This is a genomic window from Paracoccus aminovorans (assembly GCF_900005615.1).
Classification (GTDB): Bacteria; Pseudomonadota; Alphaproteobacteria; order Rhodobacterales; family Rhodobacteraceae; genus Paracoccus; species Paracoccus aminovorans.
Genome location: NZ_LN832559.1, coordinates 2,776,501 through 2,803,073, shown reverse-complemented (window position 1 = coordinate 2,803,073; position 26,573 = coordinate 2,776,501). Strand labels below are relative to the sequence as shown.

At 69.5% G+C, this 26,573-nt stretch carries 30 protein-coding genes; 13 read left to right on the top strand and 17 right to left on the bottom strand.

Features of this window, described 5'->3' with window-relative positions; translation table 11 throughout:
* Positions 1 to 17 precede the first annotated feature (17 nt).
* From JCM7685_RS13935 to JCM7685_RS13925, 3 genes are all read right to left on the bottom strand, one after another.
* Complete coding sequence (locus tag JCM7685_RS13935) at positions 18 to 839, bottom strand: 4-(cytidine 5'-diphospho)-2-C-methyl-D-erythritol kinase (protein WP_074966026.1); 822 nt, start codon at positions 837 to 839, stop codon at positions 18 to 20.
* A gap of 3 nt (positions 840 to 842) precedes the next feature.
* Positions 843 to 2,669 carry a tetratricopeptide repeat protein gene (locus tag JCM7685_RS13930; RefSeq protein ID WP_231964647.1) on the bottom strand — a complete coding sequence of 609 codons (1,827 nt, stop codon included), beginning with the start codon at positions 2,667 to 2,669 and terminating at the stop codon, positions 843 to 845.
* A 95-nt stretch (positions 2,670 to 2,764) separates the two neighbouring features.
* A complete protein-coding gene (locus JCM7685_RS13925; RefSeq protein WP_074966027.1) occupies positions 2,765 to 4,411 on the bottom strand; it encodes an electron transfer flavoprotein-ubiquinone oxidoreductase in 1,647 nt (548 codons plus the stop codon).
* A 264-nt stretch (positions 4,412 to 4,675) separates the two neighbouring features.
* Between JCM7685_RS13925 and greA the strand changes: the two genes are divergently transcribed.
* Together greA and JCM7685_RS13915 are read left to right on the top strand one after the other, a co-directional pair.
* The gene (greA, locus tag JCM7685_RS13920) at positions 4,676 to 5,146 is read left to right on the top strand and encodes a transcription elongation factor GreA (protein ID WP_074966028.1); all 471 of its coding nucleotides are present in this window, start codon (positions 4,676 to 4,678) and stop codon (positions 5,144 to 5,146) included.
* A gap of 17 nt (positions 5,147 to 5,163) precedes the next feature.
* Complete coding sequence (locus JCM7685_RS13915) at positions 5,164 to 6,129, top strand: hypothetical protein (protein WP_074966029.1); 966 nt, start codon at positions 5,164 to 5,166, stop codon at positions 6,127 to 6,129.
* On the opposite strand, the gene JCM7685_RS13910 is transcribed toward JCM7685_RS13915, so the two are convergent.
* The gene (locus JCM7685_RS13910) at positions 6,126 to 6,734 is read right to left on the bottom strand and encodes a GNAT family N-acetyltransferase (protein ID WP_074966030.1); all 609 of its coding nucleotides are present in this window, start codon (positions 6,732 to 6,734) and stop codon (positions 6,126 to 6,128) included. The genes JCM7685_RS13915 and JCM7685_RS13910 overlap by 4 nt on opposite strands.
* Positions 6,735 to 6,807: 73 nt before the next feature.
* Here JCM7685_RS13910 and JCM7685_RS13905 point away from each other — a divergent pair, with 73 nt between their 5' ends.
* Together JCM7685_RS13905 and JCM7685_RS13900 are read left to right on the top strand one after the other, a co-directional pair.
* On the top strand, positions 6,808 to 7,572 hold the full coding sequence (locus JCM7685_RS13905; RefSeq protein WP_083412532.1) for an AzlC family ABC transporter permease: 765 nt from the start codon (positions 6,808 to 6,810) through the stop codon (positions 7,570 to 7,572).
* Positions 7,569 to 7,901 (top strand): AzlD domain-containing protein, encoded by a 333-nt coding sequence (locus JCM7685_RS13900; RefSeq protein WP_074966032.1) that lies wholly within the window; start codon positions 7,569 to 7,571, stop codon positions 7,899 to 7,901. The genes JCM7685_RS13905 and JCM7685_RS13900 overlap by 4 nt, the downstream gene beginning before the upstream one ends.
* On the opposite strand, the gene JCM7685_RS13895 is transcribed toward JCM7685_RS13900, so the two are convergent.
* The 4 genes from JCM7685_RS13895 to JCM7685_RS13880 are packed head-to-tail and all read right to left on the bottom strand — an operon-like array spanning position 7,886 to position 11,481.
* Positions 7,886 to 8,533 carry a hypothetical protein gene (locus JCM7685_RS13895; protein WP_074966033.1) on the bottom strand — a complete coding sequence of 216 codons (648 nt, stop codon included), beginning with the start codon at positions 8,531 to 8,533 and terminating at the stop codon, positions 7,886 to 7,888. The genes JCM7685_RS13900 and JCM7685_RS13895 overlap by 16 nt on opposite strands.
* Before the next feature lie 25 nt (positions 8,534 to 8,558).
* The gene (locus JCM7685_RS13890) at positions 8,559 to 8,711 is read right to left on the bottom strand and encodes an aa3-type cytochrome c oxidase subunit IV (RefSeq protein WP_074966034.1); all 153 of its coding nucleotides are present in this window, start codon (positions 8,709 to 8,711) and stop codon (positions 8,559 to 8,561) included.
* Positions 8,712 to 8,770: 59 nt separating this feature from the next.
* On the bottom strand, positions 8,771 to 9,793 hold the full coding sequence (locus JCM7685_RS13885; protein WP_074966035.1) for an MBL fold metallo-hydrolase: 1,023 nt from the start codon (positions 9,791 to 9,793) through the stop codon (positions 8,771 to 8,773).
* Positions 9,790 to 11,481: an acyl-CoA dehydrogenase family protein gene (locus JCM7685_RS13880; protein WP_074966036.1), complete on the bottom strand. Its 1,692-nt coding sequence runs from the start codon at positions 11,479 to 11,481 to the stop codon at positions 9,790 to 9,792. Before JCM7685_RS13880 ends, JCM7685_RS13885 begins: the two co-directional genes overlap by 4 nt.
* A gap of 116 nt (positions 11,482 to 11,597) precedes the next feature.
* Here JCM7685_RS13880 and JCM7685_RS13875 point away from each other — a divergent pair, with 116 nt between their 5' ends.
* Positions 11,598 to 12,548 carry an L-threonylcarbamoyladenylate synthase gene (locus tag JCM7685_RS13875; RefSeq protein WP_074966037.1) on the top strand — a complete coding sequence of 317 codons (951 nt, stop codon included), beginning with the start codon at positions 11,598 to 11,600 and terminating at the stop codon, positions 12,546 to 12,548.
* Positions 12,549 to 12,824: 276 nt separating this feature from the next.
* Here JCM7685_RS13875 and JCM7685_RS13870 read toward each other — a convergent pair whose 3' ends face one another.
* The 8 genes from JCM7685_RS13870 to JCM7685_RS13840 all read right to left on the bottom strand — a co-directional run bounded on the left by JCM7685_RS13870 (position 12,825) and on the right by JCM7685_RS13840 (position 19,305).
* Positions 12,825 to 13,109, bottom strand: coding sequence for a hypothetical protein (locus JCM7685_RS13870; protein ID WP_231964646.1), 285 nt, complete (start codon positions 13,107 to 13,109; stop codon positions 12,825 to 12,827).
* Positions 13,106 to 13,789, bottom strand: coding sequence for a hypothetical protein (locus JCM7685_RS13865; RefSeq protein WP_074966039.1), 684 nt, complete (start codon positions 13,787 to 13,789; stop codon positions 13,106 to 13,108). The genes JCM7685_RS13870 and JCM7685_RS13865 overlap by 4 nt, the downstream gene beginning before the upstream one ends.
* A gap of 1 nt (position 13,790) precedes the next feature.
* Positions 13,791 to 15,185, bottom strand: coding sequence for an APC family permease (locus tag JCM7685_RS13860; RefSeq protein WP_074966040.1), 1,395 nt, complete (start codon positions 15,183 to 15,185; stop codon positions 13,791 to 13,793).
* A gap of 1 nt (position 15,186) precedes the next feature.
* Complete coding sequence (locus tag JCM7685_RS19915; RefSeq protein ID WP_170848882.1) at positions 15,187 to 15,360, bottom strand: hypothetical protein; 174 nt, start codon at positions 15,358 to 15,360, stop codon at positions 15,187 to 15,189.
* Between the two features lie 9 nt (positions 15,361 to 15,369).
* On the bottom strand, positions 15,370 to 15,747 hold the full coding sequence (locus JCM7685_RS13855) for a hypothetical protein (protein ID WP_074966041.1): 378 nt from the start codon (positions 15,745 to 15,747) through the stop codon (positions 15,370 to 15,372).
* On the bottom strand, positions 15,740 to 16,042 hold the full coding sequence (locus JCM7685_RS13850) for a hypothetical protein (protein ID WP_074966042.1): 303 nt from the start codon (positions 16,040 to 16,042) through the stop codon (positions 15,740 to 15,742). Before JCM7685_RS13850 ends, JCM7685_RS13855 begins: the two co-directional genes overlap by 8 nt.
* Positions 16,043 to 16,362: 320 nt before the next feature.
* Positions 16,363 to 16,776 carry a universal stress protein gene (locus JCM7685_RS13845; protein ID WP_074966043.1) on the bottom strand — a complete coding sequence of 138 codons (414 nt, stop codon included), beginning with the start codon at positions 16,774 to 16,776 and terminating at the stop codon, positions 16,363 to 16,365.
* A gap of 312 nt (positions 16,777 to 17,088) precedes the next feature.
* The gene (locus tag JCM7685_RS13840) at positions 17,089 to 19,305 is read right to left on the bottom strand and encodes a TonB-dependent siderophore receptor (protein WP_074966044.1); all 2,217 of its coding nucleotides are present in this window, start codon (positions 19,303 to 19,305) and stop codon (positions 17,089 to 17,091) included.
* A gap of 300 nt (positions 19,306 to 19,605) precedes the next feature.
* Between JCM7685_RS13840 and JCM7685_RS13835 the strand changes: the two genes are divergently transcribed.
* From JCM7685_RS13835 to JCM7685_RS13800, 8 genes are read left to right on the top strand one after another with little or no spacing between them, the layout of a single operon-like run.
* Positions 19,606 to 20,817, top strand: a complete 1,212-nt coding sequence (locus tag JCM7685_RS13835) for a PepSY-associated TM helix domain-containing protein (RefSeq protein ID WP_074966045.1) — start codon at positions 19,606 to 19,608, stop codon at positions 20,815 to 20,817.
* Complete coding sequence (locus JCM7685_RS13830) at positions 20,814 to 21,362, top strand: thiamine pyrophosphate-binding protein (protein WP_074966046.1); 549 nt, start codon at positions 20,814 to 20,816, stop codon at positions 21,360 to 21,362. The genes JCM7685_RS13835 and JCM7685_RS13830 overlap by 4 nt, the downstream gene beginning before the upstream one ends.
* Complete coding sequence (locus JCM7685_RS13825; RefSeq protein WP_074966047.1) at positions 21,359 to 21,676, top strand: hypothetical protein; 318 nt, start codon at positions 21,359 to 21,361, stop codon at positions 21,674 to 21,676. Before JCM7685_RS13830 ends, JCM7685_RS13825 begins: the two co-directional genes overlap by 4 nt.
* Entirely contained in the window at positions 21,673 to 22,239 is a 567-nt protein-coding gene (locus JCM7685_RS13820; RefSeq protein ID WP_074966048.1) for a DUF6162 family protein, read from the top strand. Before JCM7685_RS13825 ends, JCM7685_RS13820 begins: the two co-directional genes overlap by 4 nt.
* The gene (locus JCM7685_RS13815; RefSeq protein ID WP_074966049.1) at positions 22,236 to 23,162 is read left to right on the top strand and encodes a metal ABC transporter solute-binding protein, Zn/Mn family; all 927 of its coding nucleotides are present in this window, start codon (positions 22,236 to 22,238) and stop codon (positions 23,160 to 23,162) included. Before JCM7685_RS13820 ends, JCM7685_RS13815 begins: the two co-directional genes overlap by 4 nt.
* Complete coding sequence (locus tag JCM7685_RS13810) at positions 23,159 to 23,866, top strand: metal ABC transporter ATP-binding protein (protein ID WP_074966050.1); 708 nt, start codon at positions 23,159 to 23,161, stop codon at positions 23,864 to 23,866. Before JCM7685_RS13815 ends, JCM7685_RS13810 begins: the two co-directional genes overlap by 4 nt.
* Positions 23,863 to 24,750 carry a metal ABC transporter permease gene (locus tag JCM7685_RS13805; RefSeq protein ID WP_074966051.1) on the top strand — a complete coding sequence of 296 codons (888 nt, stop codon included), beginning with the start codon at positions 23,863 to 23,865 and terminating at the stop codon, positions 24,748 to 24,750. The genes JCM7685_RS13810 and JCM7685_RS13805 overlap by 4 nt, the downstream gene beginning before the upstream one ends.
* Positions 24,747 to 25,649, top strand: a complete 903-nt coding sequence (locus JCM7685_RS13800; RefSeq protein WP_074966052.1) for a metal ABC transporter solute-binding protein, Zn/Mn family — start codon at positions 24,747 to 24,749, stop codon at positions 25,647 to 25,649. The genes JCM7685_RS13805 and JCM7685_RS13800 overlap by 4 nt, the downstream gene beginning before the upstream one ends.
* A gap of 684 nt (positions 25,650 to 26,333) precedes the next feature.
* On the opposite strand, the gene JCM7685_RS19910 is transcribed toward JCM7685_RS13800, so the two are convergent.
* A complete protein-coding gene (locus tag JCM7685_RS19910; protein ID WP_170848884.1) occupies positions 26,334 to 26,543 on the bottom strand; it encodes a hypothetical protein in 210 nt (69 codons plus the stop codon).
* Between the last annotated feature and the right edge of the window lie 30 nt (positions 26,544 to 26,573).

The following is a 26,573-nucleotide window of genomic DNA, read 5'->3' as shown; positions in this document are numbered from 1 at the left end:
TGGATTTGCTTGCAGGTTTAGGGATTTGCCGGCGCGAGTCCAGATGCGGCGACCCACCAGCCCGGGTTCGCCCCGGCGATGCGGGTGCGGGCGGCCTCGGCCTGGGCCGCGCTGGCGAAGAGGCCGAAGCAGGTCGCGCCCGAGCCGGACATGCGCGCAAGCTGCGCACCCTGGTCGCGGATCGCGGCCAGGCAGGCGGCGATTTCGGGCATGAGCCGGATGGCCGGCGCTTCGAGGTCGTTGCGGCAGCGGCGCAGGAAGTCGATCAGCGCCGCGGCGTCGGGAAAGCCGGGCATCGGCTCGGGCATGGGCGGGTTGTCGCGCCGCTGCAAGGCCTGGAACACCTGCGGCGTCGACAGGCCGCGTCCGGGGTTGACCAGCAGCACATGCAGCTGGGGCAGCGGCGGCAGCGGGTCGAGGATCTCGCCCAGGCCGCGCATCCGGGTGGGGCGGCCGGCCAGGCAGACGGGGACGTCGGCGCCCAGGACCTCGCTGCCCTCGGGGCGGGCGTCGAGCGCGCGCAGCACCGCCGCCGCATCGGCCGAGCCGCCGCCGATGCCCGAGGCGACCGGTAGGTTCTTTTCCAGCGTGATCCGCGCCTCGTGCCCGGCCAGCCGGGCGGCGCGCAGGCAGAGGTTGTCGGGCTCGGCCGTCAGCCCCTTTGCGAAGGGGCCGGAGAGTTCCAGGGACAGCGGCCCGGGTGCCACCGTCACCACATCGCCGAGTGCCAGGAACACCACCAGCGAATCCAGCAGGTGATAGCCGTCGGGACGGCGCCCGGTCACGTGCAGCGTCAGGTTCAGCTTGGCGGGCGCCAGCTCGCGCCGGGGCTGGGGCATGGCTCAGTCGGCCTTGGCGGGTTCCGGCGCGGGCTCGGGAAGGCGGCCGCCGTTGGACTTTTCCTGTTCCAGCACCGCATCCAGCCCGTGTTCCAGCTTGGCGCGGATGCGGCGGGCGTCCTCGTCCTTGTCGGGCTTCAGGGACAGGGCGCGATGCCACTGGATTTCCGCCTCGCGCTGGCGGCCGGCCATCCAGTAGATGTCGCCCATGTGGTCGTTGACCAGGGAATCGCCGGCCATGGCGGCGACCGCGCGTTCCATCGGCGCCACCGCCTCGTCGTAGCGGCCGAGGCGGAAATAGGCCCAGGCCAGCGAATCGAGGATATAGCCGTCGTCCGGGCGCAGCTCGACCGCGCGCTGGATCAGCTTCAGCGCCTCGTCCAGCTTTTCGTTGCGGTCGACCAGGCTGTAGCCCAGATAGTTCAGAACCTGCGGCGAATCCGGACGGATCTTCAGCGCGGCGCGGAAATCGGACTCGGCCTGCGGGAACTTGCCGGCGCGTTCCAGCGCGATGCCGCGGGCATAGAGCGGGAACCAGCGCGCCTCGGGCGCCTTGTCGCCGATCAGGGACAGCGCCTTGTCATAGGCGGGGACCGCCTGGGCGAACTTGTCCTGCTGGCGCAGCAGGTCGCCAAGCGCGATCCAGCCCTGCGCCAGTTCGGGGTGGGTGGCGGTCAGCGCCAGCGCCGCCTTTTCGGCGTCGTCCAGCCGCTCGGCCCGGGTCAGGGCGTCGATGCGGGCCAGTTCGGCGATGGGGCGCATGTCGCCCAGTTCGCGCAGCTTCTCGAATTCGCGCTCGGCCAGGTCGAACTGGCCGAAGCCCTGCAGAAGTTGCGCGGCCAGCAGATGCGCCTCGCCCATGTCGGGGGCCAGGTATTCGGCCAGGCGGACATGGATCAGCGCCAGCGGGTCGGGCTCGTCGGTCGAGGCCAGCACCGAGCCGAAGGTCAGGAACACCTGCGCGATGCCGTCCGCCGGGGTGCGGATCGAATCGAAGGGCAGCGTCTGACCCTTGGCCAGCCGGTCGCGCAGCGCCAGCAGATGCGGCTCTTCGGCCACGCCGGGGGTCGCGTCCAGCATGGCGACGGCATCCTTGTCGCGTTCCAGCTGCGACAGCACCTGCGCCCGGGCCACCACGCCCAGGATATGCGCGCCGGTGGTCGGATCGGCCAGCAGTTCCTCGGCGCCCTCGAAATCGCCGACCTTGGCCTTGGCCAGCGCCAGGTGATAGTTCACCATCGGCGCGGCGCCGCGCAGGGTGGCGAGCTTCTTGAAGGCAGAAAGCGACTCGCCGGCCTTGCCCGCGCCCAGAAGCGCCCAGGCCCGCATCATGCCGTCGACCAGCGCGCCGCCGCCGGGCATGTCGCCCGCGTCCTCGGGCGAGGGGGCGGCGTCGATGGCCTTGATCAGATCGTCCCAGCGGCCGGCGCGGGCCAGTTCGGTGCGCTGCACCAGCTTCGCAAGCTCGGTGGCGCGGCCCTGGTCGGACATGGTCAGGGCCAGGGCGGTCGCCCGCTCCATCTCGCCGGCCGAGATCAGCGCGACCAGGGCGCTGTCCTGCAGATAGCCGTCGGTGTCGTTCTGGGCCAGCGCCTGCAGGTAATAATCGGCGGCGCTGCGGTAATCGTTCTGGATCGCGGCCATGCGCGCGGCCATGTAGGGGCCGGCCAGGCCGTGGATCTCGGCCGGGGCGGCGGGACGATGCGCGGGGCGCACGGCCGGCTGTTCCTGGCCCTGCGCCTGGGCCAGCAGGGGGGCCGCGACGACGGGCCGCAGCGGAAGCGTGGCGGTCAGCGCGATCAGCGCCAGCGGGATCAGTCTTGTCGTCACGGCTTTGGCCCAGTCCTTGGCAATTCGCGAGGCGACCCTAGCCGCCGCCGCGGCGATGGGCAACGCCGCGGCCGGGGCCACTGCCGTCCCCGCGATCACATATTCGGGTAATTCGGGCCGTCGCCGCCCTGCGGGGTTGTCCAGTTGATGTTCTGGGAGGGGTCCTTGATGTCGCAGGTCTTGCAGTGCACGCAGTTCTGGAAGTTGATCTGGAACTTCGGCCCCTCCGGCCCCTCCAGCACCTCGTAGACTCCGGCCGGGCAGTAGCGCTGCGCCGGCTCGGCATAGAGCGGCAGGTTCACCGCGATCGGGATCGCGGGGTCCTTCAGCTTCAGGTGGCAGGGCTGGCTTTCCTCGTGATTGGTAAAGGAAAACGCCACGTTGGTGAGGCGGTCGAAGCTGAGCTTGCCGTCGGGCCTCGGGTAGTCGATGGGCTGGTAATCGGCGGCCTTGCCGGTGGCGGCGGCGTCGGTCTTGCCGTGCTTCCAGGTCCCCATCGGGTTCCAGCCGGTCAGGTTCGCCACCCACATGTCGAAACCGCCAAGCGCCAGCGAGGGCCACAGCCCCAGCTTCGACCAGATCGGCTTGACGTTGCGCACCGGGCGCAGGTCCTTGCCGATGGCGCCCTGGCGCACCTCGGCCTCGTAGTCGGTCAGCTCGTCGCCCGCGCGCCCGGCGGCGATGGCGGCGGCAGCCGCCTCGGCCGCGGCGATGCCGGACAGCATGGCGTTGTGGTTGCCCTTGATGCGCGGCACGTTCACCAGCCCCGCCGAGCAGCCCAGCAGCATCGCGCCCGGCACCGTCAGCTTCGGGATCGACTGCCAGCCGCCCTCGGAGATGGCGCGGGCGCCATAGGCGACGCGCTTGCCGCCCTCCAGCAGTTCCGCGACCAGCGGATGGTGCTTGAAGCGCTGGAACTCCATGTAGGGATAGAGATAGGGGTTCTTGTAGTTCAGGTGCACGACGAAGCCGACCAGCACCTGGTTGCCGCCGAGGTGATAGATGAAGCTGCCGCCGCCGGCGTTCTTGCCGAGCGGCCAGCCCATGGTGTGGGTGACGGTGCCGGGACGGGCCTTGGCGGGGTCGATCTCCCAGATCTCCTTCATGCCGATGCCGAATTTCTGCGGATCAACGCCCTTGGAGAGGTCGTATTTGCCGATCAGCTCCTTGGCGAGGCTGCCGCGCACGCCCTCGGCGATCAGCACGTATTTGCCGCGCAGCTCCATGCCGGGCTCGTAGCCCGGGCCCGGGGTGCCGTCGGCGTCGAGCCCCATCTCGCCGGCGACGACGCCGACGACGCGGTCGCCCTCGTAGACCAGCTGCGAGCAGGCCATGCCGGGGAAGATCTCGACCTCCAGCGCCTCGGCCTGCTCGGCCAGCCAGCGGCAGACATTGCCCATCGAGACGATGTATTTGCCGTGGTTCGACATCAGCGGCGGCATCGGCCAGTTCGGCACCCGGACCTGGCCGCCCTCGCCGAGGATGTAGAAATTGTCCTCATGCACCTCGGTGCTGATGGGCGCGCCTTTTTCCTTCCAGTCCGGGATCAGCCGGTCGAGGCCCGCGGTATCCAGGACCGCGCCCGACAGGATATGCGCGCCGATCTCCGAGCCCTTCTCCAAGAGCACGACGGAGAGCTCGGGGTTGACCTGCTTCAGCCGGATCGCCGCCGACAGACCCGCGGGCCCGCCGCCGACGATCACGACATCATATTCCATCGACTCGCGTTCGATCTCGGACATAGCTCGGCCCCCATCCCTGGCTTTTGAATCTGAGCTGCACACCTAACCCGTCATATTCTGTGCGGCAATCGGAACGCGACGAACAAATGCAATTCTGCGACCTTTCTGCGCGCGGCCGTGCCGATCCCCGGCGGCGGGGGCTTGAAACAGGGGGCGGAACGGGCCACGATGCCCACCGGATTTCTGCGGACGCCCCCGGCCCAAGGCCGGGGGCGTTCCAACACCTCAGTATCGCTGTGAATGGTAGCGACCGGAAGGACTGGAATGGAAAAGATACCGATGACCCGCGCGGGCTACGACCAGCTGGACGAGGAATTGCGCGAACTGCGCGCCGTCGAGCGGCCGGCGGTGATCCGCGCCATCGCCGAGGCGCGCGAACATGGCGACCTGTCGGAAAACGCCGAATACCACGCCGCCCGCGAGAAGCAGAGCTTCGTCGAGGGCCGGATCAAGGAGCTCGAGATGATCATCTCGCGCGCCGAGGTCATCGATCCGTCGAAGCTGAACGGCAGCATCAAGTTCGGCGCCACCGTCACCCTGCTGGACGAGGATACCGAGGAAGAGCGCACCTATCAGATCGTCGGCGAGGCCGAGGCGGATCTGGAGCGCGGGCTGCTGAACATCCGCTCACCGCTGGCGCGGGCGCTGATCGGCAAGGACGAGGGCGACAGCGTCGAGGTGGTCACGCCCGGCGGCGGGAAATCCTATGAAATCATTTCGGTTCGCTTTCTCTGAATGGCGGGGTCGGGTGCATGAACTCGCTTGATGCCCTGCGCCGCCTCGCCGCAGCCCAGGCCCGCGACCGCGTGCTGGCGGCCGGTGTCGCTGCCAGTCTGGCCTGGCTGGCGCTGGCGGGGCTTTTCGCCCTGATCGGTTCCGATTCGTCCTCGGACGGCGCCCTGGGCTGGGCGGTCTGGCTGGTCGGGCTGCTGCTGCCGCTGGCGCTGATCTGGCTGGCGGTCTGGTCGGCGCGGGCGCTGCTGGCGCTGCGCGCCGAGGCGGCCGAACTGCGCGAGACGCTGGCGCGGATGCAGGGGCAGGAGGGCGCCCCGCCCACCGCCGCCATCCCCGCGGCGCCGCGTGCCGAACCGGCGCGCACGGTGACGGCCCGGCGCGCGGCCGTTCCCGCGCCGCCGCCGCGCGCCGCCTCCGACAACCGCCAGGCGACGCTGGAGCTCGATTCGCCGCCCGCGGCGGAACTGACCGGGCCCGAGCTGTTCTATGCGCTGAACTTTCCCGACGGTCCCGAGGATCGCGAGGCGATTCGCTGTCTGCGCCTGGCGCTGTCCGATCCCGGCATGGCGCGGCTGATCCGCGCCGCGCAGGATGTGGTCACGCTGCTGGCCGGGCACGGCGTCTATATGGACGAGCTGGCGATACCGCAGACCGATCCGCTGCTATGGCGCCGCTTTGCCGAGGGCACGCGCGGCGAGGCCGTGGCCGGGCTTGCGGTGATCGCGGACGACGCCGCGCTGCATACCGCCGGCGCCATGCTGCGCGAGGACGAGGTGTTCCGCGACGTCGCGCATCACTTCCTGCGCCATTTCGACCGGTTGCTGAACCGCAAGGCCCAGGACAGCGATCCGCAGCTGCTGGCGGCGCTGGCCGAGACCCGCTCGGGCCGCGCCTTCACCCTGCTGGCGCAGGTCACCGGGATGCTGGGCCGGGACGGCGCCGAGGATCCCGAGGCCGATACCGAGCCCCGGCCCGAAGCCTAGCCGGGAAGCGGCAGCCGCAGCACATGCGCCGGGGCGGCCCAGGGCCAGCCCAGCCTCTGCCGGGGCAGGGGCTGGAACCCCAGCGCCCGCCAGGCGGCAAGACCGGCCTGGTTGCGCGCCTCGACCTCGGCGCGCAGCCCGGCGTGGCCCCGCGCCCGGGCATGGTCCATCGCCGCCCGCACCAGCGCCCGGGCGATGCCCTGCCGGCGCCAGAGCGGATGGACCGCAAGTCCGTCCAGCACCAGATCGGCCGTCGCCGCGCCCGGGCGATAAAGCGCGGCCGCCATATGCCGCAGCCGCCCGCCCGCCTGTCCCCAGACCGCGACGAAACTGTCCGGTGCCGGGTCCAGGAAGCCGCCGCCCGCGTCGCGCAGCCCGGCAAGGCCCAGCAATTCGCCCGAGGGCGACAGCGCCACCAGCGCCTGCTGCGGCCGCATGGCGGTGCGGATCAGGGCGATGCCCCGGCGCGGCGCCACCGGCAGCGGCAGCAGCTGCGCGCCGAAATGGCGCCAGTAAAGCACCGCCGCCGCCTGGCGCAACGCGTCCGGCACGCCCCGGCGGATGTCTGGCGGAACCGGCTGCGGGCGATGCTGCGCTTGGGGCATGGCGCTCCTTGTCAATGGCCCGCGGATGCGCCTATCTGCCCCAGTCCTGTCCGTTTGGCGAGCCCCGTTCACCATGCCCACCTCCTCTGCTTCCCCCGGCGCGCCGCCGCCCCTGGCCGAAGAATTGCGCTCGCCCCGGCAATGCGCCCGGCAGGGATTCGTGCAGGCGCTGCCCTTCGTCCTGGTGCTGCTGCCCTTCGGGATGCTGTTCGGGGTGGTGGCCTCGGACGCCGGGCTGGACCTGCCACAGGTGATGGGCTTCACCGTGCTGGTGCTGGCCGGGGCGTCGCAATTCACCGCGGTGCAGCTGATGACCGATCATGCGCCGGCGCTGGTGGTGATCGTCTCGGCCATCGCGGTCAACCTGCGGCTGGCGATGTATTCGGCCTCGCTGGTGCCGTGGCTGGGCGCGGCGCCGGCGCGGGACCGCGCCTGGCTGGCCTATGTGCTGGTGGACCAGAACTATGCGCTGGCGATCCAGCATTATGAAAAGCACCCGGGACTGAGCGTGCGGCAGCGGGTCGCCTATTTCTTCGGCACGGTCTTTGCGACCTGCGTGCCCTGGTTCGGGGCCACGCTGCTGGGGATCTGGGTCGGCAATGCCATCCCGGAAAGCTGGGCGCTGGACTTCGCCATGCCGATCACCTTCATCGCCCTGATCGCGCCGATGCTGCGCAGCCTGCCGCATATGGCGGCGGCGCTGGTGGCGGTCGTGGGGTCGCTGATCTTCGCCTTCCTGCCCTCGGGCCTGGGGCTTTTCATCGCCGCGCCTTTGGCGATGGCGACCGGCGCCGGGGTCGAGACCTGGATGGCCCGCCGCAAGGGCGCGCGGACATGACCGGCTATGGCGATACCACGATCTGGATCATCATCCTGGTGCTGGCGCTGGGGACCTATGGGCTGCGCTGGTCCTTCCTGGGCGCATTGGGCAACCGGCCGCTGCCGGTCTGGGCGCAGCGGCTGCTGCGCTATACGGCGGTGGGGGTGCTGCCCGCGATCGTCGCGCCGCTGGTGGTCTGGCCCGCGGCTACGCATGGCCAGCCCGATCCGGCGCGGATGATCGCGGCCATGGTGGCGCTGGCGGTGGGGCTGGTCACGCGCAACGTGCTGGCCGCCATCGTCTCGGGGATGGCGGCCCTTTATCTGGCGCTTTACCTCATCGCGTGAAGCTGGCCGTCCTGGCCATAGCCCTGCACCACGCCGGTTTTCTGCCGCAGGAGCACGTTGTGGTTGTTGGCCGGATCGCCGTCCATGTGCTTTTTCGACTGCACGCCCGGCAGCGTCAGGAACCAGTCCCGCAGCTTTAGCGGCGAGAAACCGGTCGGCGCGCCCTCGAAGCCCGGGATGCGGCGCAGCGCTTGGCCGGTGTTCACGGCGCAGAAGCTCTTGTTCGAGGATCCCTGCGCCTCGACGGCGCGGATCGCGGCATCGGCCACGGCCAGCGACACCTGAACGGTGTCCTCGGCGACCCAATAGGTCTCGCGCGCGTGGTAGTCGATGTAGAAGTTCTTGAAGTTCGGCGTGATGCCATAGAGCACGTCGTTGCGCTCGGGGATGGCGGGATGTTCCCAGCTGCCGGCCGGATCGTAGATCACCCGCTGGCTGCCGTTGATCATCAGCGCGGAATGGCCGCCTTCGCCGCGCGGAATGCCGATCACGGTGAAGAGCGTGATCGAGGGCGGCTCGTTCGAGACATAGCGCGCCCGGCGGACCGCCTCGTCGCTGGCCCATTTGTTCTCGGCACCGCAAGCCGCAAGCGCGGCCGGCAGCGCCAGCGCAAGAAACGCGCGCCTTTGCATGATCTGTCTCCGATTGCCGGGGGCGTCAGGCGTTGCTGAGCGCCATGAACACCAGGACGGCGATGGCCAGGCCGGACACCCAGATCGAGGCCTTGACGAAGCCGGCGAAGGTCGCCTGATGTGCGCGGATATCCATTTCGCCGTGCTTGTGTTCGGTGATTTCGTGATGCGAGGCCATGATCCTGTCCGTCAGATGCGATGCGTCGCGCCAAGGGATAGCGCAAGCGTGCCGGCCTGTCACGCCCCCCACAGCACGGCGCCGCTTTCGGATGTGCCGGCCTGCCACACCCGGCCGCCGGCGCGCAGGTGGTTGACATGGCCCACCGCCTCGGCCAGCGCCAGGCCGAACTCGGGCTTGGCGATCTGGCGGCGATAGAGCGCGGGAAAGCAGCCGACGGCGCTGAGCGGCTCGGCCCGCAGCGCCTGCACCACCCGGTCCAGTGCCGCGCGCTGGTTCTCGGCCAGCTGCCGCAGCCGGGTCGGCAGGCCGCGATAGGGCAGCCGGTGGCCCGGCAGGACCAGCTGCGCAGCCGTGGCGAACCGGGCCAGCCGGGCGCAGCTTTCCAGCCAGTCGCCGATGGTATCGGCCTCGGGCTCGGTCGGATAGACGCCGAGATTGGGCGAGATCGTCGCCAGCAGCTGGTCGCCGCCGATCACCAGATCGTCGTCCAGCGACCACAGCGTGACATGTTCCGGCGCGTGGCCGTTGCCCATCCGCACGATCCAGCGCCGCCCGCCGAAGGCGATCTGCTGCCCCTCGGCCAGCCGGCGATAGCCCGGCGGCAGCGGGGCGCAGATGTCGGCGCTGTTGAAGGGACGCTCGTGGCTGCGTTCCTCGATCAGGTCGGGCGGCATGCCGGCCCGGCGCCAGAAGGCCAGCGCCTGCGGAGTCGGCCGTTCCTGCACGTCGAGGATGCCCATCCGCGCCGTCAGCCAGGCGGTGCGCGAGGTCCAGAGCTCGGCCCCCTGCGCCACGAACCAGCCGGCCAGGCCCATGTGGTCGATGTGGTGATGGGTGGCGATCACCCGGGTGACCGGCGCCCCGGCCAGCGGGCCGGCCAGGATCGCCTGCCACAGTGCCCGGCCGCGGCGGGTGTCCAGCCCGGTATCGACCAGGGTCCAGCCGTCGGCGTCGCGAAAGGCATAGGCGTTCACCGTGTCGGGCTTGAAGGGCAGCGGCAGCTGCAGCCACAGCACGCCCGGCGCGATCTCATGCGCCTCGCCTTCGGCCGGAGGGGTGTGGGTCTCGCTGCGTATCACCCGGGCATTTGACCTGCGAGGAGGCGATCGTCAACCGCCAGCAGGTCGTCGAGCCCGGCGCGGGCGGCCGCCAGGTCGGCGGCGTAATGCGGCAGGATACGGGCGATATGGACCCGCGCCAGCGGCTTGCTGCCGCCGCCGGTCGCGGCCCGCAGGTGGAAATGCGCGCCCAGCACCCGGGCGAAACCGGCGAGATAGGGTGCCGCGCCCGCGAAACGCGCGTCCAGGTCGCGGTCCAGCAAGTCCTGCGTCGCCTCGCGCAGGGTCTCGGCCGCCTGCCAGACCTGGTTCGCCAGTTCCGGCTCTTCGGCCTGGGCCGCCTTGGCGCCGTCCAGGATCTCGTCCAGCAGCGCCATCGCCGCCGCGCCGCCGTCCATCAGCTTGCGGCCGACCAGGTCCATGGCCTGGATGCCGTTGGTGCCCTCGTAGATCGCGGTGATGCGCACGTCGCGCAGATACTGCGCCGCGCCGGTTTCCTCGATATAGCCCATGCCGCCATGCACCTGCACCGCGGTATCCGAGACGCGGATGCCGACATCGGTGCCATGCGCCTTGGCGATGGGGGTCAGGAAGGCGGCGCGCGCCGCCCATTCGTCCGAGCCGGTGGCCTTGGCCATGTCCAGCGCCACGGCGCAGGCCATGCAGATGGCGCGGGCGGCAAAGACCTCGGCCCGCGATTCGGCCAGCATCCGGCGCACGTCCGGGTGGCGGATGATGGGGCCCATCTGCACGCGCTCGGCCGCATAGGCCACGGCCTGTTGCAGTGCCGCCTCGGCCTGGGCCACGCCTTGGACGCCGACGCCCAGACGGGCGCAGTTCATCATGGTGAACATGGCGGCCATGCCCTTGTGTTCCTCGCCGACCAGCCAGCCCTGGGCGCCCTCGAAGCTCATCACGCAGGTGGGCGAGCCGTGGATGCCCAGCTTGTGCTCCAGGCTGACGACGCGCAGGTCGTTGGCGACGCCGGGGTTGCCGTCCGCGTCGGGGATCAGCTTCGGCACCATGAACAGGCTGATGCCGCGCGTCCCCGGCGCGCCGTCGGGCAGCCGGGCCAGCACCAGATGGCAGACGTTTTCCGTCACGTCGCTGTCGCCCCAGGTGATGAAGATCTTTTGTCCGGTGATGCGATAGGTGCCGTCCCCGGCCCGCTCGGCCCTGGTGGTCAGCGCGCCCACGTCCGAACCCGCCTGCGGTTCGGTCAGGTTCATCGTCCCCGACCATTCGCCCGAGATCAGCTTCGGCAGATACAGCGCCTTGAGCGCGTCGCTGCCGTGATGCTCCAGCGCCTCGATCTGGCCCTGGGTCAAGAGCGGGTTCAGCTGCAGCGCCAGGCAGCCCGAGGCGATCATCTCGTTCATCGCCATGTTCAGCGCCTGCGGCAGGCCCATGCCGCCGTGTTCGGGGTCGGCGGCGATGCCGATCCAGCCGCCCTCGGCCAGAGCGCGGAAGGCCTCGGCATAGCCGGGCGAGGAGCGCAGCCTGCCGTTCTCCAGCCGCGCCGGGGTCAGGTCGCCGGCGCGGTTGACCGGGGCGATGATCTCGGTGGCAAGCTTGCCGGCTTCGGTCAGGATGGCGTTCAGGGTCTCGGGGGTGGCCTCGGCGAACAGTTCGGTCTCGGCCAGTTGGGGAAAGGATACGATCCGGTTCAGGATGAATGCGATCTGCTCGACCGGTGCTTGATAGGCCATCCGTCTTCTCTCTCCCTGTTGCGCCTTGGCAAAACCGGCCGCGGCGCGTAACTGACTCCCTGACAAGGATCATAGGTGCCGTCTGCCGGCCGGCAATCGCAACCTGACGTAACAGCATGAAAACCCGAATCCTGCATCCCGATCCCCAAGGCATCGCCGCCGCCGCCGCGCTGCTGGGGCAGGGCGCGCTGGTCGCCATGCCGACCGAGACCGTCTATGGCCTGGCCGGCGATGCGCGCGATCCCCGCGCCGTCGCCGCGATCTATGAGGCCAAGGGCCGGCCGGTCTTCAACCCGCTGATCGTGCACCTGCCCGACCTCGCGGCGGCCGAGCGCATCGCGCTGTTCGACGATCAGGCGCTGGCGCTGGCCCGGGCCTTCTGGCCCGGCGCGCTGACGCTGGTGCTGCCGCTGCGGCCAGAGGCGGGGATCGCCGGGCTGGTGACCGCGGGGCTGGACACGGTGGCGATCCGGGTGCCGGCGCTGGCGGCGGCGCGCGATCTGCTGCGCGCCTTCGGCGGGCCCTTGGCGGCGCCCTCGGCCAATCCCTCGGGGCGGATCAGCCCGACCGCCGCCGCGCATGTCGCCGACCCCGAGACCGGGCTGGGCGGCCGCATCGCCGCGGTGCTGGATGCCGGGCCCTGTCCGGTCGGCGTGGAATCGACCATCCTGGGCTGGGTCGACGGCGCGCCCGCGCTGCTGCGCCCGGGCGGTATCGCCGCCGAGGCGATCGAGGCGGTTCTGGGTCGCCCCCTGTCTCATCCCGCGCCGAACCCCGAGGCGCCGAACGCGCCCGGCCAGTTGACCAGCCATTACGCGCCGCGCGCGCAGGTGCGGCTGGATGCGGTCGCGGCGCGCCCTGGCGAGCTGCTGATCGGCTTCGGCCCGGTCGCGGGCGAGATGTCGCTGAGCGAGGCCGGCGACCCGGCCGAGGCGGCGGCGCGGTTGTTCGAGCTTTTGCACCGCGCCGACGCGGACGGCCGTCCCATCGCGGTGGCGCCGGTGCCCGAAACCGGCCTCGGCGCCGCGGTCAACGACCGGCTGCGCCGGGCGGCGGCGCCGCGGTAGTCATCCTCCGCTTGGTTGGAGGATGCGTCAGGAGAATTTCCCCGTGAGCCGTGCCGTGGAAAATCGACTAAGGGAAAGCCGTTTCACGCCGTCGCAGATCGTGGACTTGCTGCGCCAACCCGCGTCGGCTGGCTTTCAGGGCGAGGGCGTCGGGCGGGTGCGGATGCCGCTGGCAGACAGACCAGGGGCAATTCGCCGGTGGGGCAGGCTGCTCGTCCGGCCTCCGCCGCCGGCGGACCGCGCAGCGGTCGGATCGGCCCTTCGCGGCGACCGGCGTCAGCCCCGGCTGCCGCCGTGGGCTGAATGCGCCCAGATCTCGTAGCGGATGCGGGCGCGCTTGTAGGCGTCGAAGATCGCCATGGCGTGGACGAAGAAGGCGCCGGCGAAGCGGCCGACGAAGGACACGTCGGGTCCGGAGGTCACCAGCGTGAAGCCGCCCAGCAGCAGCAGGAAGAACAGGAAGATCAGCCCGCGCTGCGGCTCTCCGTTCCAGACCTGGCCGGAACCGGGCAGCACGATGGCCGAGGCCAGCACCAGATGCGGGTTGGGCGGTTGTTTCATGCGCATTTCCTTTCCGGGGCATCCGTTTCCAGGATGTCCGCGCGCAGAACGGCCAGCGCGGCCAGCAGCGGGTCCAGCGACTCGGGGGCCAGCGGCGTCCGGCCCATCTCGGCCTCGCGGAAGATCAGGTAGCGGCCGCGTTCGGCCTCGTCCGCCAGCCAGCTGATCCGCAGGCCCTGGGGCGCGATCACCAGCTCCTTGACCCTGGGATCGTCCAGGATCGCGCGGTGGCGGGCCAGCAGGGCGGCCTCGTCGGGCGACAGCGGCCTTTCGCTGCGCAGGGTGGCGTCATAGGGAAAGCCCGGGGGCAGCAGCGTCTGGTGCGGCAGCGTGTCGAAGGCCGAGAAGGGCTCGATCCCGCGCGGGCGCGCCATCAGGTGGATGCGTTGCGGCACCGGCAGGGCGGCGGGCTGGGTCACCAGCAGCCACAGCGCCGGCAGCTTGCGATAGGTCAGCGTGTCCGGCACGACCTGGAGGTCGGTCTCGACCCCCGCGATCCGGCCCGAGACGCGGGCGAAACCGGTGGCCGAGATGGCGCGGCGCAAGCCGTCCATCAGCGGCGCTACCCGGTCGAAATAGCCGGCGCGGGCGGCTTTGCGCCGCGCCGCGTCGGCCCGAAGGCGAAGGGCCAGGATCACCAGCCCCCCGCCCAGGATCAGGACGGTCAGTCCCGCCAGCATGTCAGTAACCCTTCGGCTTGGGCCAGGGCATGGTGAACTGGGCGCCGCGGTTCACGAAGCGGTAGCGCCAGAAGTGGAACCACAGCGACACGACGATGTAGAAGGCGATCATCGCGACCAACTGCGTGCCGTAGCCCAGGAACACCGCGAAGAAGGCGGTGCCGCACAGCGCCAGCAGCGCGATGGCCGGCACCGGGTGGAACGGATGTTCATAGCCGCGCTTGATGGTGTCCAGCGGCCATTTGCGGCGGAACAGGATGATGTTCAGCGGCATGAAGGTGTATTCCAGCAGGCCCGACAGGATCGAGAAGGTGATCACCTGGTCGATCGGCGCGCCCAGTGCGAAGATCAGCGCGATCGGCACCAGGAAGATGATCGAGCGATAGGGCGTGCGGTATTTCGGATGCACCGCGCCGAACCATCCGGGCAGGTAGCGGTCGCGCGCCATCGCGAACCAGGCCCGGCTGGCGTCATTGATGCAGCCGTTGGCCGAAGCCAGCGTGGCGAACATCGTGCCGATGCCCAGGAACACCATCAGGAAGGTCGAGCCCGACAGCCGCGCCGCGTCGAAAAGCGGCACCCCGGCCTGGCCCAGGTATTCCCAGGGCATCAGCCCGGTGCAGACATACCAGGTCAGCGTCGCGGCGATGGCCAGCGTCATCACTCCGGCCAGCGTGCCGAAGGGCAGCGACCGCGCCGGGCTGCGCACCTCTTCGGCGGCCTGAGTGGTGCCCTCGATGCCGAGGTAGTACCACAGGCCGAAATGCATCGCCGCCAGCACGCCCAGCCAGCCATAGGGCATCGCCGCCTGGCCGCTCATCAGGTCGATGTGGCGCAGCGGGCTGTCGCCGATCACCCCCGAGGTCGACAGGAACAGCACGATCACCGCGGTGAAGGCGATGGCGGTGATGACTAGGTTGAAGGTCAGCGTCGCCAGCACGCCGCGATAGTTCAGCCAGGCCAGGAACATGATCGCCAGGATGATGAACGGCCGCTGGTCCAGCCCGCCTTGGTGGCCGCTGATCGTGGCCACGGTATCGACCAGGAAGCCGAAGGTGATCGCATTCGCCGCTTCCAGCATCGTATAGGCAAAGACCAGATACAGCCCGACGTTGAAGGCCATCAGCGGCCCGACGATATGCTTGGCCTGGGTGTATTGCCCGCCGGCCGCGGCGACGGTCGAGGTCACCTCGCTGTCGATCATGGCCACGCAGGTGTAGAGGATGCCCGCGAACCAGCAGGCCATCAGCGCCGCATAGGCGCCGCCCTTGCCGACCGAGAAGTTCCAGCCCATGTATTCGCCGACCAGCACGATGCCGACCCCCAGCGCCCAGACGTGGGCGGGGCCAAGCACGCGGGCAAGGCCGACATGTTCGGTTTGTTGTGCCTGTGCCATGTTACCCCCGGTGATGCTGTTCTTCGGTCAGAGCTTCCAGCTCGCCCTCGCGCGAGGAGGTCAGGAATTCCTCGCTGTAGGTGCTGTCGGTCCTGATCCAGTCGATCACGATGAAGAGGCCGAACAGGAACGATACCGCCCAGGCCGCGTATTCCAGAAAGTCAAACAGATCCATGTTGGCCCCTCACTCGCCGAATTTCTCGGCGATCACCTCGCGGTATTCCTTCTCGGAGAACCGCAGCAGGATCGCGTAATAGCCCACGATGACCACGATCATCACGATCAGCGCCGTGATCGAGAAGCTGTAGTCGAAGCGCGCCGTGATCAGTTCCGCGGCCGAGGCGGGGTCGGCATAGCCCAGCTTCTGCCATTGCTCGACCATGACCGGGTTCTGGCCCAGCGATTCCCAGGTCGGGTTCTCGATGGCCTGCGGGGTCTTGGCCGAGCCGGCAAGGCCCATCCACAGCGGGATGTAAAGGGCGCCGATGGCCATGATCAGCAGCACGATCACGTCGATGATCTGGCCGACCTTGCCCTGGGTCGGGGCGACATATCTAGGCATGGCGGCGGGCCCTCTTGGCTTCGCGGGCTTCGTCCAGGAACTGGATGTCCAGCCCGTACATGAAGTCGCGGTCCTCGCGGTAATGGCGCAGCATCGCCATGATCGCGGCCGAGTTGAACAGCAGCACCACGGCGCCGCTGATCAACAGGATCGTGCGCGCCGCCGGCGTGGGCGCGAGCGGCCAGGTTTCGATCGCCACGAAGATGATCGCAAACCAAAGCCCCAGGACGAAGGCCAGCGCCACAGCGATGTCGCGCTGGTGCATGGCCTTGATCCGCTTTGTCAGATCCGACACGTTTTATCCTCCCTGATGGCCCGATTTTTGATGGATCTCCCGCGCGCCGGGCCACTGCGCTTGTTTCTGCGGTCGAAAACTTTTTTCCCTACAAGAAACGTGCCCTGCGACATTCTGTCAAGTTTCTTCTTTCGGATGGGGGGAAACCGCACAGGGCGACGGCTGGCGGGGCCGAGAGGCGCCCATGCGGAAAGCCCCGCCTCGGAAGGGTCCGGGCGGGAGGCGGCTGTCGCGATTGCAGGACAAGGAAACCCGTGGCCGCGCGGACCAAAGCGCGCGGCCGGGTCTTTTCAGGCAGGGGGCGTGGTGTCAGCCCGGCTTCAGCGGGCGACGGTCACGGTGCAATGCGCGCGCGCCATCACGTCGGCGGCGACCGAGCCGATCATCAGCCGCGACAGGCCGCGCTTGTCGCCAGTGCCGACGACGATGTGGTCGAAGCCGTTGTGCTCGGCATAGCTGACGATGCCGGCGGCGGCTTCGCGGCTGACGATGTCCACCATCTTTGCGTCGGGGACGCCGTTGTCGCGCACCAGGGCGCGGGCGCGGTCCAGCTTCTCGGACATTTCCTGGTCGGTCCAGTGGTTGATGACCGGGCCGCGGGCGCCGCCATGGGCGATGTTCACCACGCAGACCGTCAGCGGCACGCCGAATTTCGCGGCAAGCTGCGCGGCATAGACCACGGCGATGTCGGAATGATCGGTTCCGTCAGTGGGACAGAGTATCTTTTGGATCATCGGATTCCTCCCTTTCCTAAAATCCACAGGGCCGGAGGCTCACATTTTTTTGCATGGCCTGCCAAGGAGTTTTTGCAAGCCGCCCGCCGGCGCCGTGGCGTTATTGCGCATATCGGCGCCGGGCCGGAATCGCCCGCCCGCCTTTGCCGGCAAGCCCCGGACGCGGGCTTCGCGCGACGCGGCGGCCGCAAACCCGGACCCTGCGGCGAATCGTCGCCCCGGCCGGATGCGGGGCGCGCGGGGGCGCCGGGGCGGATCCGCCCCGGGCCGGTGCCGTCGACCTGCGGCGACGCGCGCCGCCGCGACCGCTGCCTAGAACCGGTGGAGCAGGGTCAGCGTGGCGTGGCGCTCGGGGCCGATGAAATTGCCGTAACCGGGGCTTGCGATGGCCGAGTAATAGGTCTTGTCGAACAGGTTCGCGACATTCAGCTGCAGCGCCGTTTCCTCCGAGAACGCGTAGCGCGCCATCAGGTCCACCACGGCGAAGCCGCCCTGGTCGATGCGATAGGGCAGGCCGCCGCTGTCGAAGCTGCCCTCGGGCGCATCGACGAAGGTCCGGCTCTGGAAGCGCAGCGCGCCGCCCAGGGTCAGACCCTCCAGAGCGCCGGCCATGCGATAGGTGGCGCCCAGCTTCAGCAGGTGCATCGGCGCGGTGCCGGTGTTGAAGCGCTGGCCGGCGTTCTCGCCCTCCTGATACTTCGCCTTGGCATAGGTATAGCCGGCGGCGATGTTCCAGCGCTCGCCGATCGTCCCGGTCAGCTCCAGTTCCAGGCCGCGGGTGCGGATCAGCCCGGCGTTGACCGAACAGGTGGGGCCAGGCCCGCCGCAACCGCTATGGTCGGGATCGGTTTCGGCCAGCCCGTCCTGGTCGGTCTGGAACAGGGCCGCGGCAAAGGTCAGCCCGCCGTCCAGCAGCGCGGCCTTGGTGCCGATCTCGTAGTTCTTGCCCTCGACCGGATCCAGCAGCCCGTTCACCCCGCGCGCGGATTGCGGGCTGAAGATGCCGGTATAGCTGCCATAGACCATCCAGTCCTGGTTCAGGTCGTGGACCAGGCCCAGGTAGGGGACGAATTCGCCGTCGGCCTTGAAGCCGCTGCGGTTGTCGCTGCCGTCATAGCCGTTGTGGTCGTCGAGCTCGTACCAAGACAGGCGCGCGCCGGTGATCAGCTTGGTGCGGTCCGACAGGCTCCAGCGCGCCGCGGCATAGGCGCCGTAGTTGCGCGACACCATCTCGCCGAAATAGGTCACGTCGTTCGGGGCGGGAAAGGGATGCTCGCCCGGATCGGCGACCGAAGGGTCGGCAAAGGCGTAGTTATAGGGATTCGCGCCGTCGTAGCGGGTGCGGTCGCGGTTGCCGTTGATGCCGAAGACCAGGTCGTGGCTGCGGCCGAACAGCTCGACCGGCCCCGCCAGCCGGACATCGGCCGAGACGGTCTGGCTGATATAGTGAAACAGCGCCCCGTCGCGATACAGCGTCCCGGCAGCGTCGTAATACATGTAGGACGACAGCATATCCACGTCGCCGTCCGAGGCGCGGGCCTTGGCGTCCAGCGTCCAGCCGTTGTCGAATTCATGCGACAGCGAGAAATAGCCGACCGTCTGCCGGCGATCCGAATATTCCCAGTCGGTCGAGGGCGAGGTGCGGGCGTCGAAATCGTAGAAGCCGCCGTCCTGCCGGGTCCAGAGCCCGCCCCAGGAATAGCCGTCGATGTTTTCCCTGCCGTAGCTGAGGCCGATGTTCACCCTGGTGGTCTCGGTCAGGTCGTAATCCAGCGTGGCATAGTAAAGCTGGCGTTCGTCGGTCAGGTTGTCGCGCTGGCCGTCGCCGCCAAGGCCCGAGGCGACGAAACGCCCGCGCAGGCGGCCGTCGCGGCTGATCGGCCCCGAGGTGTCGTAGGTCAGCCGGGCATTGCCGAAGCTGGACAGCTCCGCCTCGACCGAGCTTTGCCGCACCGCGGTCGGCAGTTTGCGCACCAGGTTGATCGAGGCCGAGGGATTGCCGGTGCCCTCCAGCAGGCCGGTGGCGCCGCGCACGACCTCGATCCGGTCGAGGATGGCCAGGTCCTCCTGCGGGTTCACGTCGCGGGAATAGTAGTGGACATAGTTCGGGACCCCGTCGAACTGCTGGTTCTCGACCGCCGAGCCGCGGGCGTAGAAGACCCAGCGGAATTCGCCGTTGCCCTGCATCGCGGTCAGGCCCGGGGTCCAGTCCACGGCCTGGTTCAGGGTCGAGATGCCCTTGTCGCGGATCTGCTGGCTGGTGAGGATGCTGACCGATTGCGGCGTCTCGCGCACCGTCAGCGCCAGGCCGGCGGCGGTGCCCGAATCGGCGGGGGTGGTGTAGCTGCCGCTGTTCTCGGTCGCGCCGTCGCCTTCCAGAACGACGGTATCCAGCACCACGGGCGCGGCCGCCGCCTGCTGCGCCCGCGCCGGGGCCGCCAGGGTGGCGGCGCCCGACAGGGCCAGGGCGGCCAGGCAGGTGCTGCCGGCCAGCCGGACGAGTTTTCTGCGATGCGATGCCTGGGGCATGGCAATATCTCCTGCGAAGGCCCGCGGCCAGGGGTGGCGGGCGAGGATGGCTCAAAAGGGGAAAGGGTCGCTGGGTGATCGCCGCGCGATCGCCTGGCTGGGGTATCTGCCGGACTTCCGGACAAAGTATTTGCTGGATTTGACGGCCGCCGTATAGGGGGCGGTCCGCGGTTTCCGCGTCCTGTGTCGCCGCCGTGACACCCGGGCGGCGTCGGCGGCAATTCCGCCGCGTCTTATTTCTGACTATTCCACTCTGAAAAGTTTTGCGATAATCGCGGCGGGACGAGGGCGGGGCGGACGATGACGGGACAGAGTCGTATCGGCGGAACGGCGGCAAGGCCGGCCAAGCGCAAGAAGGGCAGTCTGGCGCGGCTGTGGCTGCTTTTGCACGGCTGGCTGGCGCTGCCGCTTTGGGCCTATATCTTTTTCATCTGCGTGACGGGCACCATCGCCACCATCAGCCACGAGCTGATCTGGGTGACCAATCCCGATGTCCGCGCCTCGCGCCCGGCGGGGGTGGAACAGCGGCTCGGGGCCGACGCCATGGTCGCCGCGGTGCTGGAGCAGCGTCCGGGCAGCCGCGTCACCGATATCTCGTGGCCGGTCGAAACCCATTTCGCCCCCTCGGTCGGCATCGTCGATGCCGGCGGCACCGCCAGCACGCTTTACGTCAACCCCTATGACGGCCAGGTCCAGGGCGTCGCCGGCACGGTCGGATTCCGCTATTTCATCCGCGCCCTGCACGGCTGGCTGTTCCTGCCCTGGACCGGCGGCTATTCCTGGGGCTGGTATGCGGTGTCCTTCATGGGCATCCCGATGCTGGGATCGCTGATCACCGGCATCCTGGTCTACAAGAAATTCTGGCGCGCCTATTTCAAGCCGCGGCTGCGAATCGGCAAGGGCGCCCGCACCTTCTGGGGCGACTTCCACCGCCTGGCCGGGATCTGGTCGATCCCCTTCGTCGCCATTATCGGCGTGACCGGGACCTGGTTCTTCATCCAGGCGCTGCTGTCGGACAACGGCATCACCGTTTCGACCGCCGGGGTGCCGGTGGTGCTGGACCGCGAGACGGTGCCCCAGGTCGCCAGCCGCGCCGATCTGCCGCCGGTCAGCCTGGACGCGATCATCGCCTCGGCCAAGGCGGCGCATCCGGGGCTACATGTGGACTATCTGTCGCTGCCCGGCGACGCCTTCTCGCCCGCCGGGATCTTCGGCCGCGGGACGGTTCCGCTGTTCTACGAGACCGCCTCGATCAACCCCTATGACGGCCAAGTTGTGGACCTGCGCCGGGTCTCGGACAAGACCACGGTCGAACTGGTCACCGAATCGATGTATCCGCTGCATTTCGGCGATTTCTGGGGCGTCGGCCTGAAACTGGTCTATTTCCTCTTCGGTGTGCTGCTGTCGATGATGGTGCTGTCGGGCATGCTGATCTGGACCAAGCGCACCGCGCGCGAGACCGGCGTCTTCATCGCCGAACGCCGCGCCGCCCGGCTGGAGCCCGCGGAATGAGCGCGGGGGTCGCGCGCGGCACCGCCGCCACCCGGCTGGGCCGCTGGTGGCAGGACTGGCGCTTTCATCTGTGCGCGCTGCTGATCCTGCTGCCGGTCGGGGCTTTCCCGTCCTTCTATCACCTCGCCCGTCTCGATACCGGCGAGGCGGGCCTGGGCGCGCGCGCGCCGAGCGCGGTCGAGGTCGGACCTTTCGCGCTGAAGCTGGTGGAATTCGACGCCTATGCCCCCATCGACGCCGGTATCGCCGGCAAGCGCAAGGTGTTCCGCCTGGCCCAATGCACCGGCTGCGACGACCGCATCCGCGCCGTGCATGTCCGCATCGGCAAGCCGCGGTCGCTGCGGGCGGCGGGGGCGATGTTCAGCGGCCCGCCGGCGCGGCAAAGCGCCGATCTGGCGGTGCCGGAAAGCGCCCGGCCCGACGACGGGCTGTGGCTGACGGTCGAGGAATGGGACGGCAGCGTCCACAAGGCCGAGATCCCGCTGGCCGAGGTCTCGCCCGCGACGGCGGATTGGCTGCGCCGCATCCAGGAGAAACGCAAATGAAACGCATCGCCCCGGCCCTGGCGGCCCTGGTCCTGTCGGCGCTGCCCGCCGCAGCGCACTATCCGTTCTGCACCTGCGTGGCGCAGGGCGGCAAGATCACCTGCCAGGGCGGGTTCTCGGACGGCACCGGCGCCGAGGGGGTCAAGCTGGACGTGATCTCTTATGACGAGGAGGTGCTGGTCCCCGCCAAGTTCGACGCCTCGTCCAAGGTGGATTTCCCGAAACCGGAGGGCGAGTTCTACATCCTCTTCGACGCCGGCCCCGGCCATGTGGTCGAGGTGGACTGGCAGGATGTCGAGGGGCTGACCCCGTGACCACGCGCGTCCTGGTCCCGCCGGCCTCGGGGCGGCGGGAAAGCCTTGCGGTGGCGGTGCTGGTCGCGGCGATCCTGGCGGTCGCGGCCGCCGTGGTGTCGCTGCACCGCGACCGCGGCGAACTCGCGGCCCTGCCGGGCTGGCAGATCGATCTGCGCAGCGGCCTGAACGCCGCCGAACAGGGGCTGACCGCCGACCTGCTGAACGCGGCGGCGGAAATCCCCTTCCTGCCCGACAGTTCGCCGCAAGCCCTGGCCGAAGAGGGGCTGCCGCCCTTCGTCGCCGATGCCACCGCCGCGGCGCGCGGCGGACATGGCTGGCGGCTGGTCGAGTCCGGAATCTTTCGCGCCTGGCTTGGCCTGCCAGAGCGGCCCGAGACGGCGCGGGCGATGCTGCTGCGGCTTCAGGACCGGACGCCGACGGTCTGGATCGGCGAGACCCTGTCCGATGCCTCCGATCTGGCCGACTCCGACCTGGCCGATGCCGGGCTGATCGCCGCCGGCTGGCGGCAGGTCGTGACCCGCTACGACGCCAGCGTGACCCGAAAGGATGCCCCGCATTGAGCCTGACGAGACGCGGCCTTCTGGCGGCCGGACTTTCGCTGCCCTTCGTCGCCCGTGCCCACGCGGCCCGGCCGCCGCTGCGCATCGGCGTGACGCTGCATCCCTATTATTCCTGGGTCGCCAATATCGCCGGCGATGCCGGCCAGGCCGTGCCGCTGGTGCCGGTCGGCTTCAACCCCCATGCCTATGAACCGCGGGCCGAGGACATCCGCCGCATCGGCGCGCTGGACGCGGTGGTGCTGAACGGCATCGGCCATGACGATTTCGCCGGCCGCATGATCGCCGCCTCGGAACGGCCCGACGTGCCGGTGATCGAGGCCAACCGCAACGTGCCGCTGCTGCCCGCCGTCGGCGCCTTCGCTCGCGGCCTGGGCGACACCATCGGCGGGCGGGTGGTGAATTCGCACACCTTCCTGTCGATCGCCGGTGCGATTTCGCAGGTCCAGACCATCGCGACCGATCTGGGCGCGCTTCATCCCGACCGGGCCGAGGCCTTCGCCGGCAACGCCCGCGCCTATAACCGCCGGCTGCGCAAGCTGCGCGCCGATGCGCTGGCGCAGGTGGTCGCGGCGCCGTCGCCTGATTTCCGCGTCGCCACCATCCATGGCGCCTATGACTACCTGTTGCGCGAATTCGGGCTGGAGGTCAGCGCCGTGGTCGAGCCCGCCCATGGCATCGAGCCCTCGCCTTCGCAGCTGGCGCGCACCATCGAGAAGATCCGGGCGATGAACGTCTCGGTGATCTTTTCGGAATCCAACTTCCCCTCGGCTTATGTCGAGACCATCCAGGCGGAAACCGGCGTCACCATGTATCCGCTGTCGCATATCATCCACGGCGACTATACGCCGGAAAAGTTCGAGACCGAGATGGGCCAGAACCTGGCCACCGTCACCCGCGCCATCCGCGAAGCAGGCCAGGCGTGACCGGTCCGGCGATTTCCTTCGAGAGCCTGTCGCTGAGCTTCGGCCGCACCGAGGTGCTGCGCGACGTCTCGTTCCGGATCGCGGCGGGCAGCATCCATGCCGTCGTCGGGCCGAACGGCGGCGGCAAGTCCTCGCTGATCCGCTGCCTGCTGGGGCAGGTCGCGCATCGCGGCCGGGTGATGCTGGACTGGCCGGGTGCGCCGGGCCGTATCGCCTATTCGCCGCAGGCGCTGCAATTCGACGCCGGCCTGCCGATGACGGTGCAGGATTTCCTGGCCGCGCTGGACGGCGCCCGGCCGGCCTTCCTGCGCCCTTCGGCCGAAAGCCGCGCCCGCATCGAGACCCGGCTGGCGCGCGTCGGCATGGCCGGCAAGTCGCAGCGCCGAATGGGTGCGCTGTCGGGGGGCGAGCGGCAGCGGGTGCTGATGGCCCAGGCCCTGGACCCCGCGCCCGACCTGCTGATCCTCGACGAGCCCATGGCCGCGCTGGACGAGGCCGGCGCCGCGCTGGTCGAGGACCTGCTGACCGGGCTGCGCGCCGCCGGCGTCACCGTGATCTGGGTCGAGCACGACCTCGACGCCGTCCGCCGTCTGGCCGACCGCGTCACCGCGCTGAACCGGCAGCTGCTGTTCCAGGGCGCCCCGCGCGACGAACTGACCGCCGAGCGGGTGATCGGCCTCTTTTCGCACCGGGCCGCGGCATGAGCTTCGAGTCGTTCCGGCAAGGCGTGCAGGCGCTGGCCGAGGCCGGCTGGCTGCCCTCGGCCCTGGGCTGGGGTTTCGCCGTCAACGCGCTGCTGGCGGGGCTGATCGTCGGGCCGATGCTGGGCGGGCTGGGCACGCTGGTCGTCATCCGCCGCCACGCCTTCTTTGCCGAGGCCGTGGGCCATGCCGCCCTGACCGGCGTCGCCATCGGCATCCTGTTGGGCGAGCCTTATACCGGCCCCTATGGCGCACTCTTCGGCTATTGCCTGGTCTTCGCGGTGGGGCTGGAATACCTGCGCGGCCGCACCGGGCTGTCCGCCGATACGCTGATCGGCGTCTTCCTGTCGATGTCGCTGGCGCTGGGCGCTTCGGTGCTGCTGATCCTGGCGGGGCGGATCAACGTCCATATCCTGGAAAACGTGCTCTTCGGCTCGATCCTGACGGTGAACGGCACCGATCTTGCCGTGCTGGCGGTGGTGGGGGTCGTGGTGCTGGCGCTGACCGCCTGGCTTTACAACCGCTTCATGATCGCTAGCTTCCACCCGGCGCTCGCCAGCGTGCGCGGGGTGCCGGTGCGGGTGCTGGACTATCTCTTCGTCATGCTGGTCACGGTGGTGACCGTCGCCAGCCTCAAGATCGTCGGCGCGGTGCTGGTGGGGGCGCTGCTGGTGATCCCGGCGGCCGCGGCGCGCACCGTGGCGCGGGGGCTGCGCGGCTTCTGGTGGGTCTCGATCGGCATCGCCAGTTTCGCGACGCTGGCGGGAATCCTGCTGCCGATGCAGTTCGACCTGCCGGTGCCCTCGGGCGCGGCGATCATCCTGGTCGCGGGTGGCTGCTTCCTGCTCTGCGCCCTGATCCGCGCCCTGAAAGGAGACGCCGCATGAAACGCCTGGTCCTTGCGCTGACGCTGGCCCTGGCCCCTGCCGCCCAGGCAGAGACGCTGCTGACCGCCCATCCCGCGGCCGAGGCGCTGGCGCGGCGGCTGACCGAGGGCACGACGATCTCCGTCGAGGCCGTGCAGCCGGTCCGGCTGCCGGCCTCGCGCCTGCATTCCTTCCTGGCCGGCCGTGGCAGGGCGCAGCTGGAAGAGGCCGCCCGCAAGGCCGACGCGGTGCTGACCTTCCGCAGCTTCTGGCCCGAGGACCCGCTCTATCCCGCGGCCCGCCGCGCCAATATCCGCATCGTCGAGATCGACGCGGCCCAGCCCCTGGACCAGCGGATGCCGGGCATCGCCATGCTGAAGCCCGACGACACCGACGCGGCGCTCTATGCCCGGCTGGGGCTGGAGCCGATGCCGCCCGCCGGCGAGGAGACCGCGCCCTGGCTCGCGCCGACTCGTCTGGGCGAGATGGCCGAGGTGGTGGCCGGAGACCTGTCGCGGCTGGTGCCCGCCGATGCCTCGCGCCTTGCCGAGAACCTGCGCGCGCTGAAGCACGACCTGCTGCTGGCCAAATCCGAGGCCGACCGCGCCATGGCCGCGCGCGACAGCGTCGACTTCGTGGCCTTGTCGCCGCAATTCGGCTATATGGCCGCCGATTACGGGCTGGACCTGCGCGCCCGCATCATCGCCGCCCCTGCCGAATGGACCCCCGAGCGCGCCGGCAGCCTGGCGCGCTGGATGGCGCAAGAGGGCATTGCGGACGTCCTGACCGCGCGGGCCTTGACCCCAGAGCTGACCGCCGCGCTAGAGGCCGAGGGCATCCGCATCACCCGGCTCGATCCCACCGCCGAGGGCGACCTGGCCGCACTGATCCTGGCCAACCTGAAGCGTCTGGAGCGATAGGGCCCGAGGACGAATTTCTCTCCGGTGCAACTGCCCTTCTGCGGGAGGCCGTCTAGCGCAGATCGCGAAGCTATCGGCGGGCAATGCAGCCGTGGGCCGGCAATCTTCCCCGTGGCAGTTTCAGGCCGATTGACTACTGGATAGTCCCGAACTTTGGGGTCTGGTGCCAGCGTTCGTTCTTGCCTTGGGTCTGGGGATGCATCCGGCACCATGCCTATGACTCATGCCGTTGGTGCTGATCCATTCGGCAGAGTTCCTCGGCGATCATCTCACGCTGTTGCCGATGTACCGGCACGGGCTGCTAGTCGGCGAGTTGATCGCCCTGCGGCGCGCGGACTTGCACCTGACTTCGGGCCATCTCTGGGCGCAGCGGCTGAAGCGCGGTCTCGACCAGCCAGCGGCTGGCCGGTGGTGGGCTTCGGGCGCTGCGACGTCAATCGGCCAGCCGCCAAGACGCGCTGCCCTGGCTGTTTCTGTCGGAGCGTGGCGAGCCGCTGATCCGGCAGGCGGTGAACACTCTCCTGAGCTGCATCGCGGCGCGAGCCGGGCTCGGCGTGGTGCAGCTCCATACGCTGCGCCATCCTGCGGGCGCGCCCTTGCCCGTGCCGAGCGACCTGCGGCTGATCCTGGCCTTCCGGGCCATCGCGATCCCCGGCATACGGTCCCGACCGCCCTTCGTCCGCGTCAACGGCGTTTGGCGATTGGGGTTCTGGCCGACGCGACCTCGCTATGATCGGGGAGGACACATAGCTTGGCGGAAATGCGCGTTGCGATCTCATTCACCGACATACAATCGTTCATGCCGAGGACGATTTCGGCCTCGATGAACGCTGCAAGCCGGCTCAAGTCGCCTGGCATGGCGGCGGGGTGCGGGAGCGGAAGATGGAAAGTCATGCTGGCCTGGCCTCGTTGGTCTCGAACCCA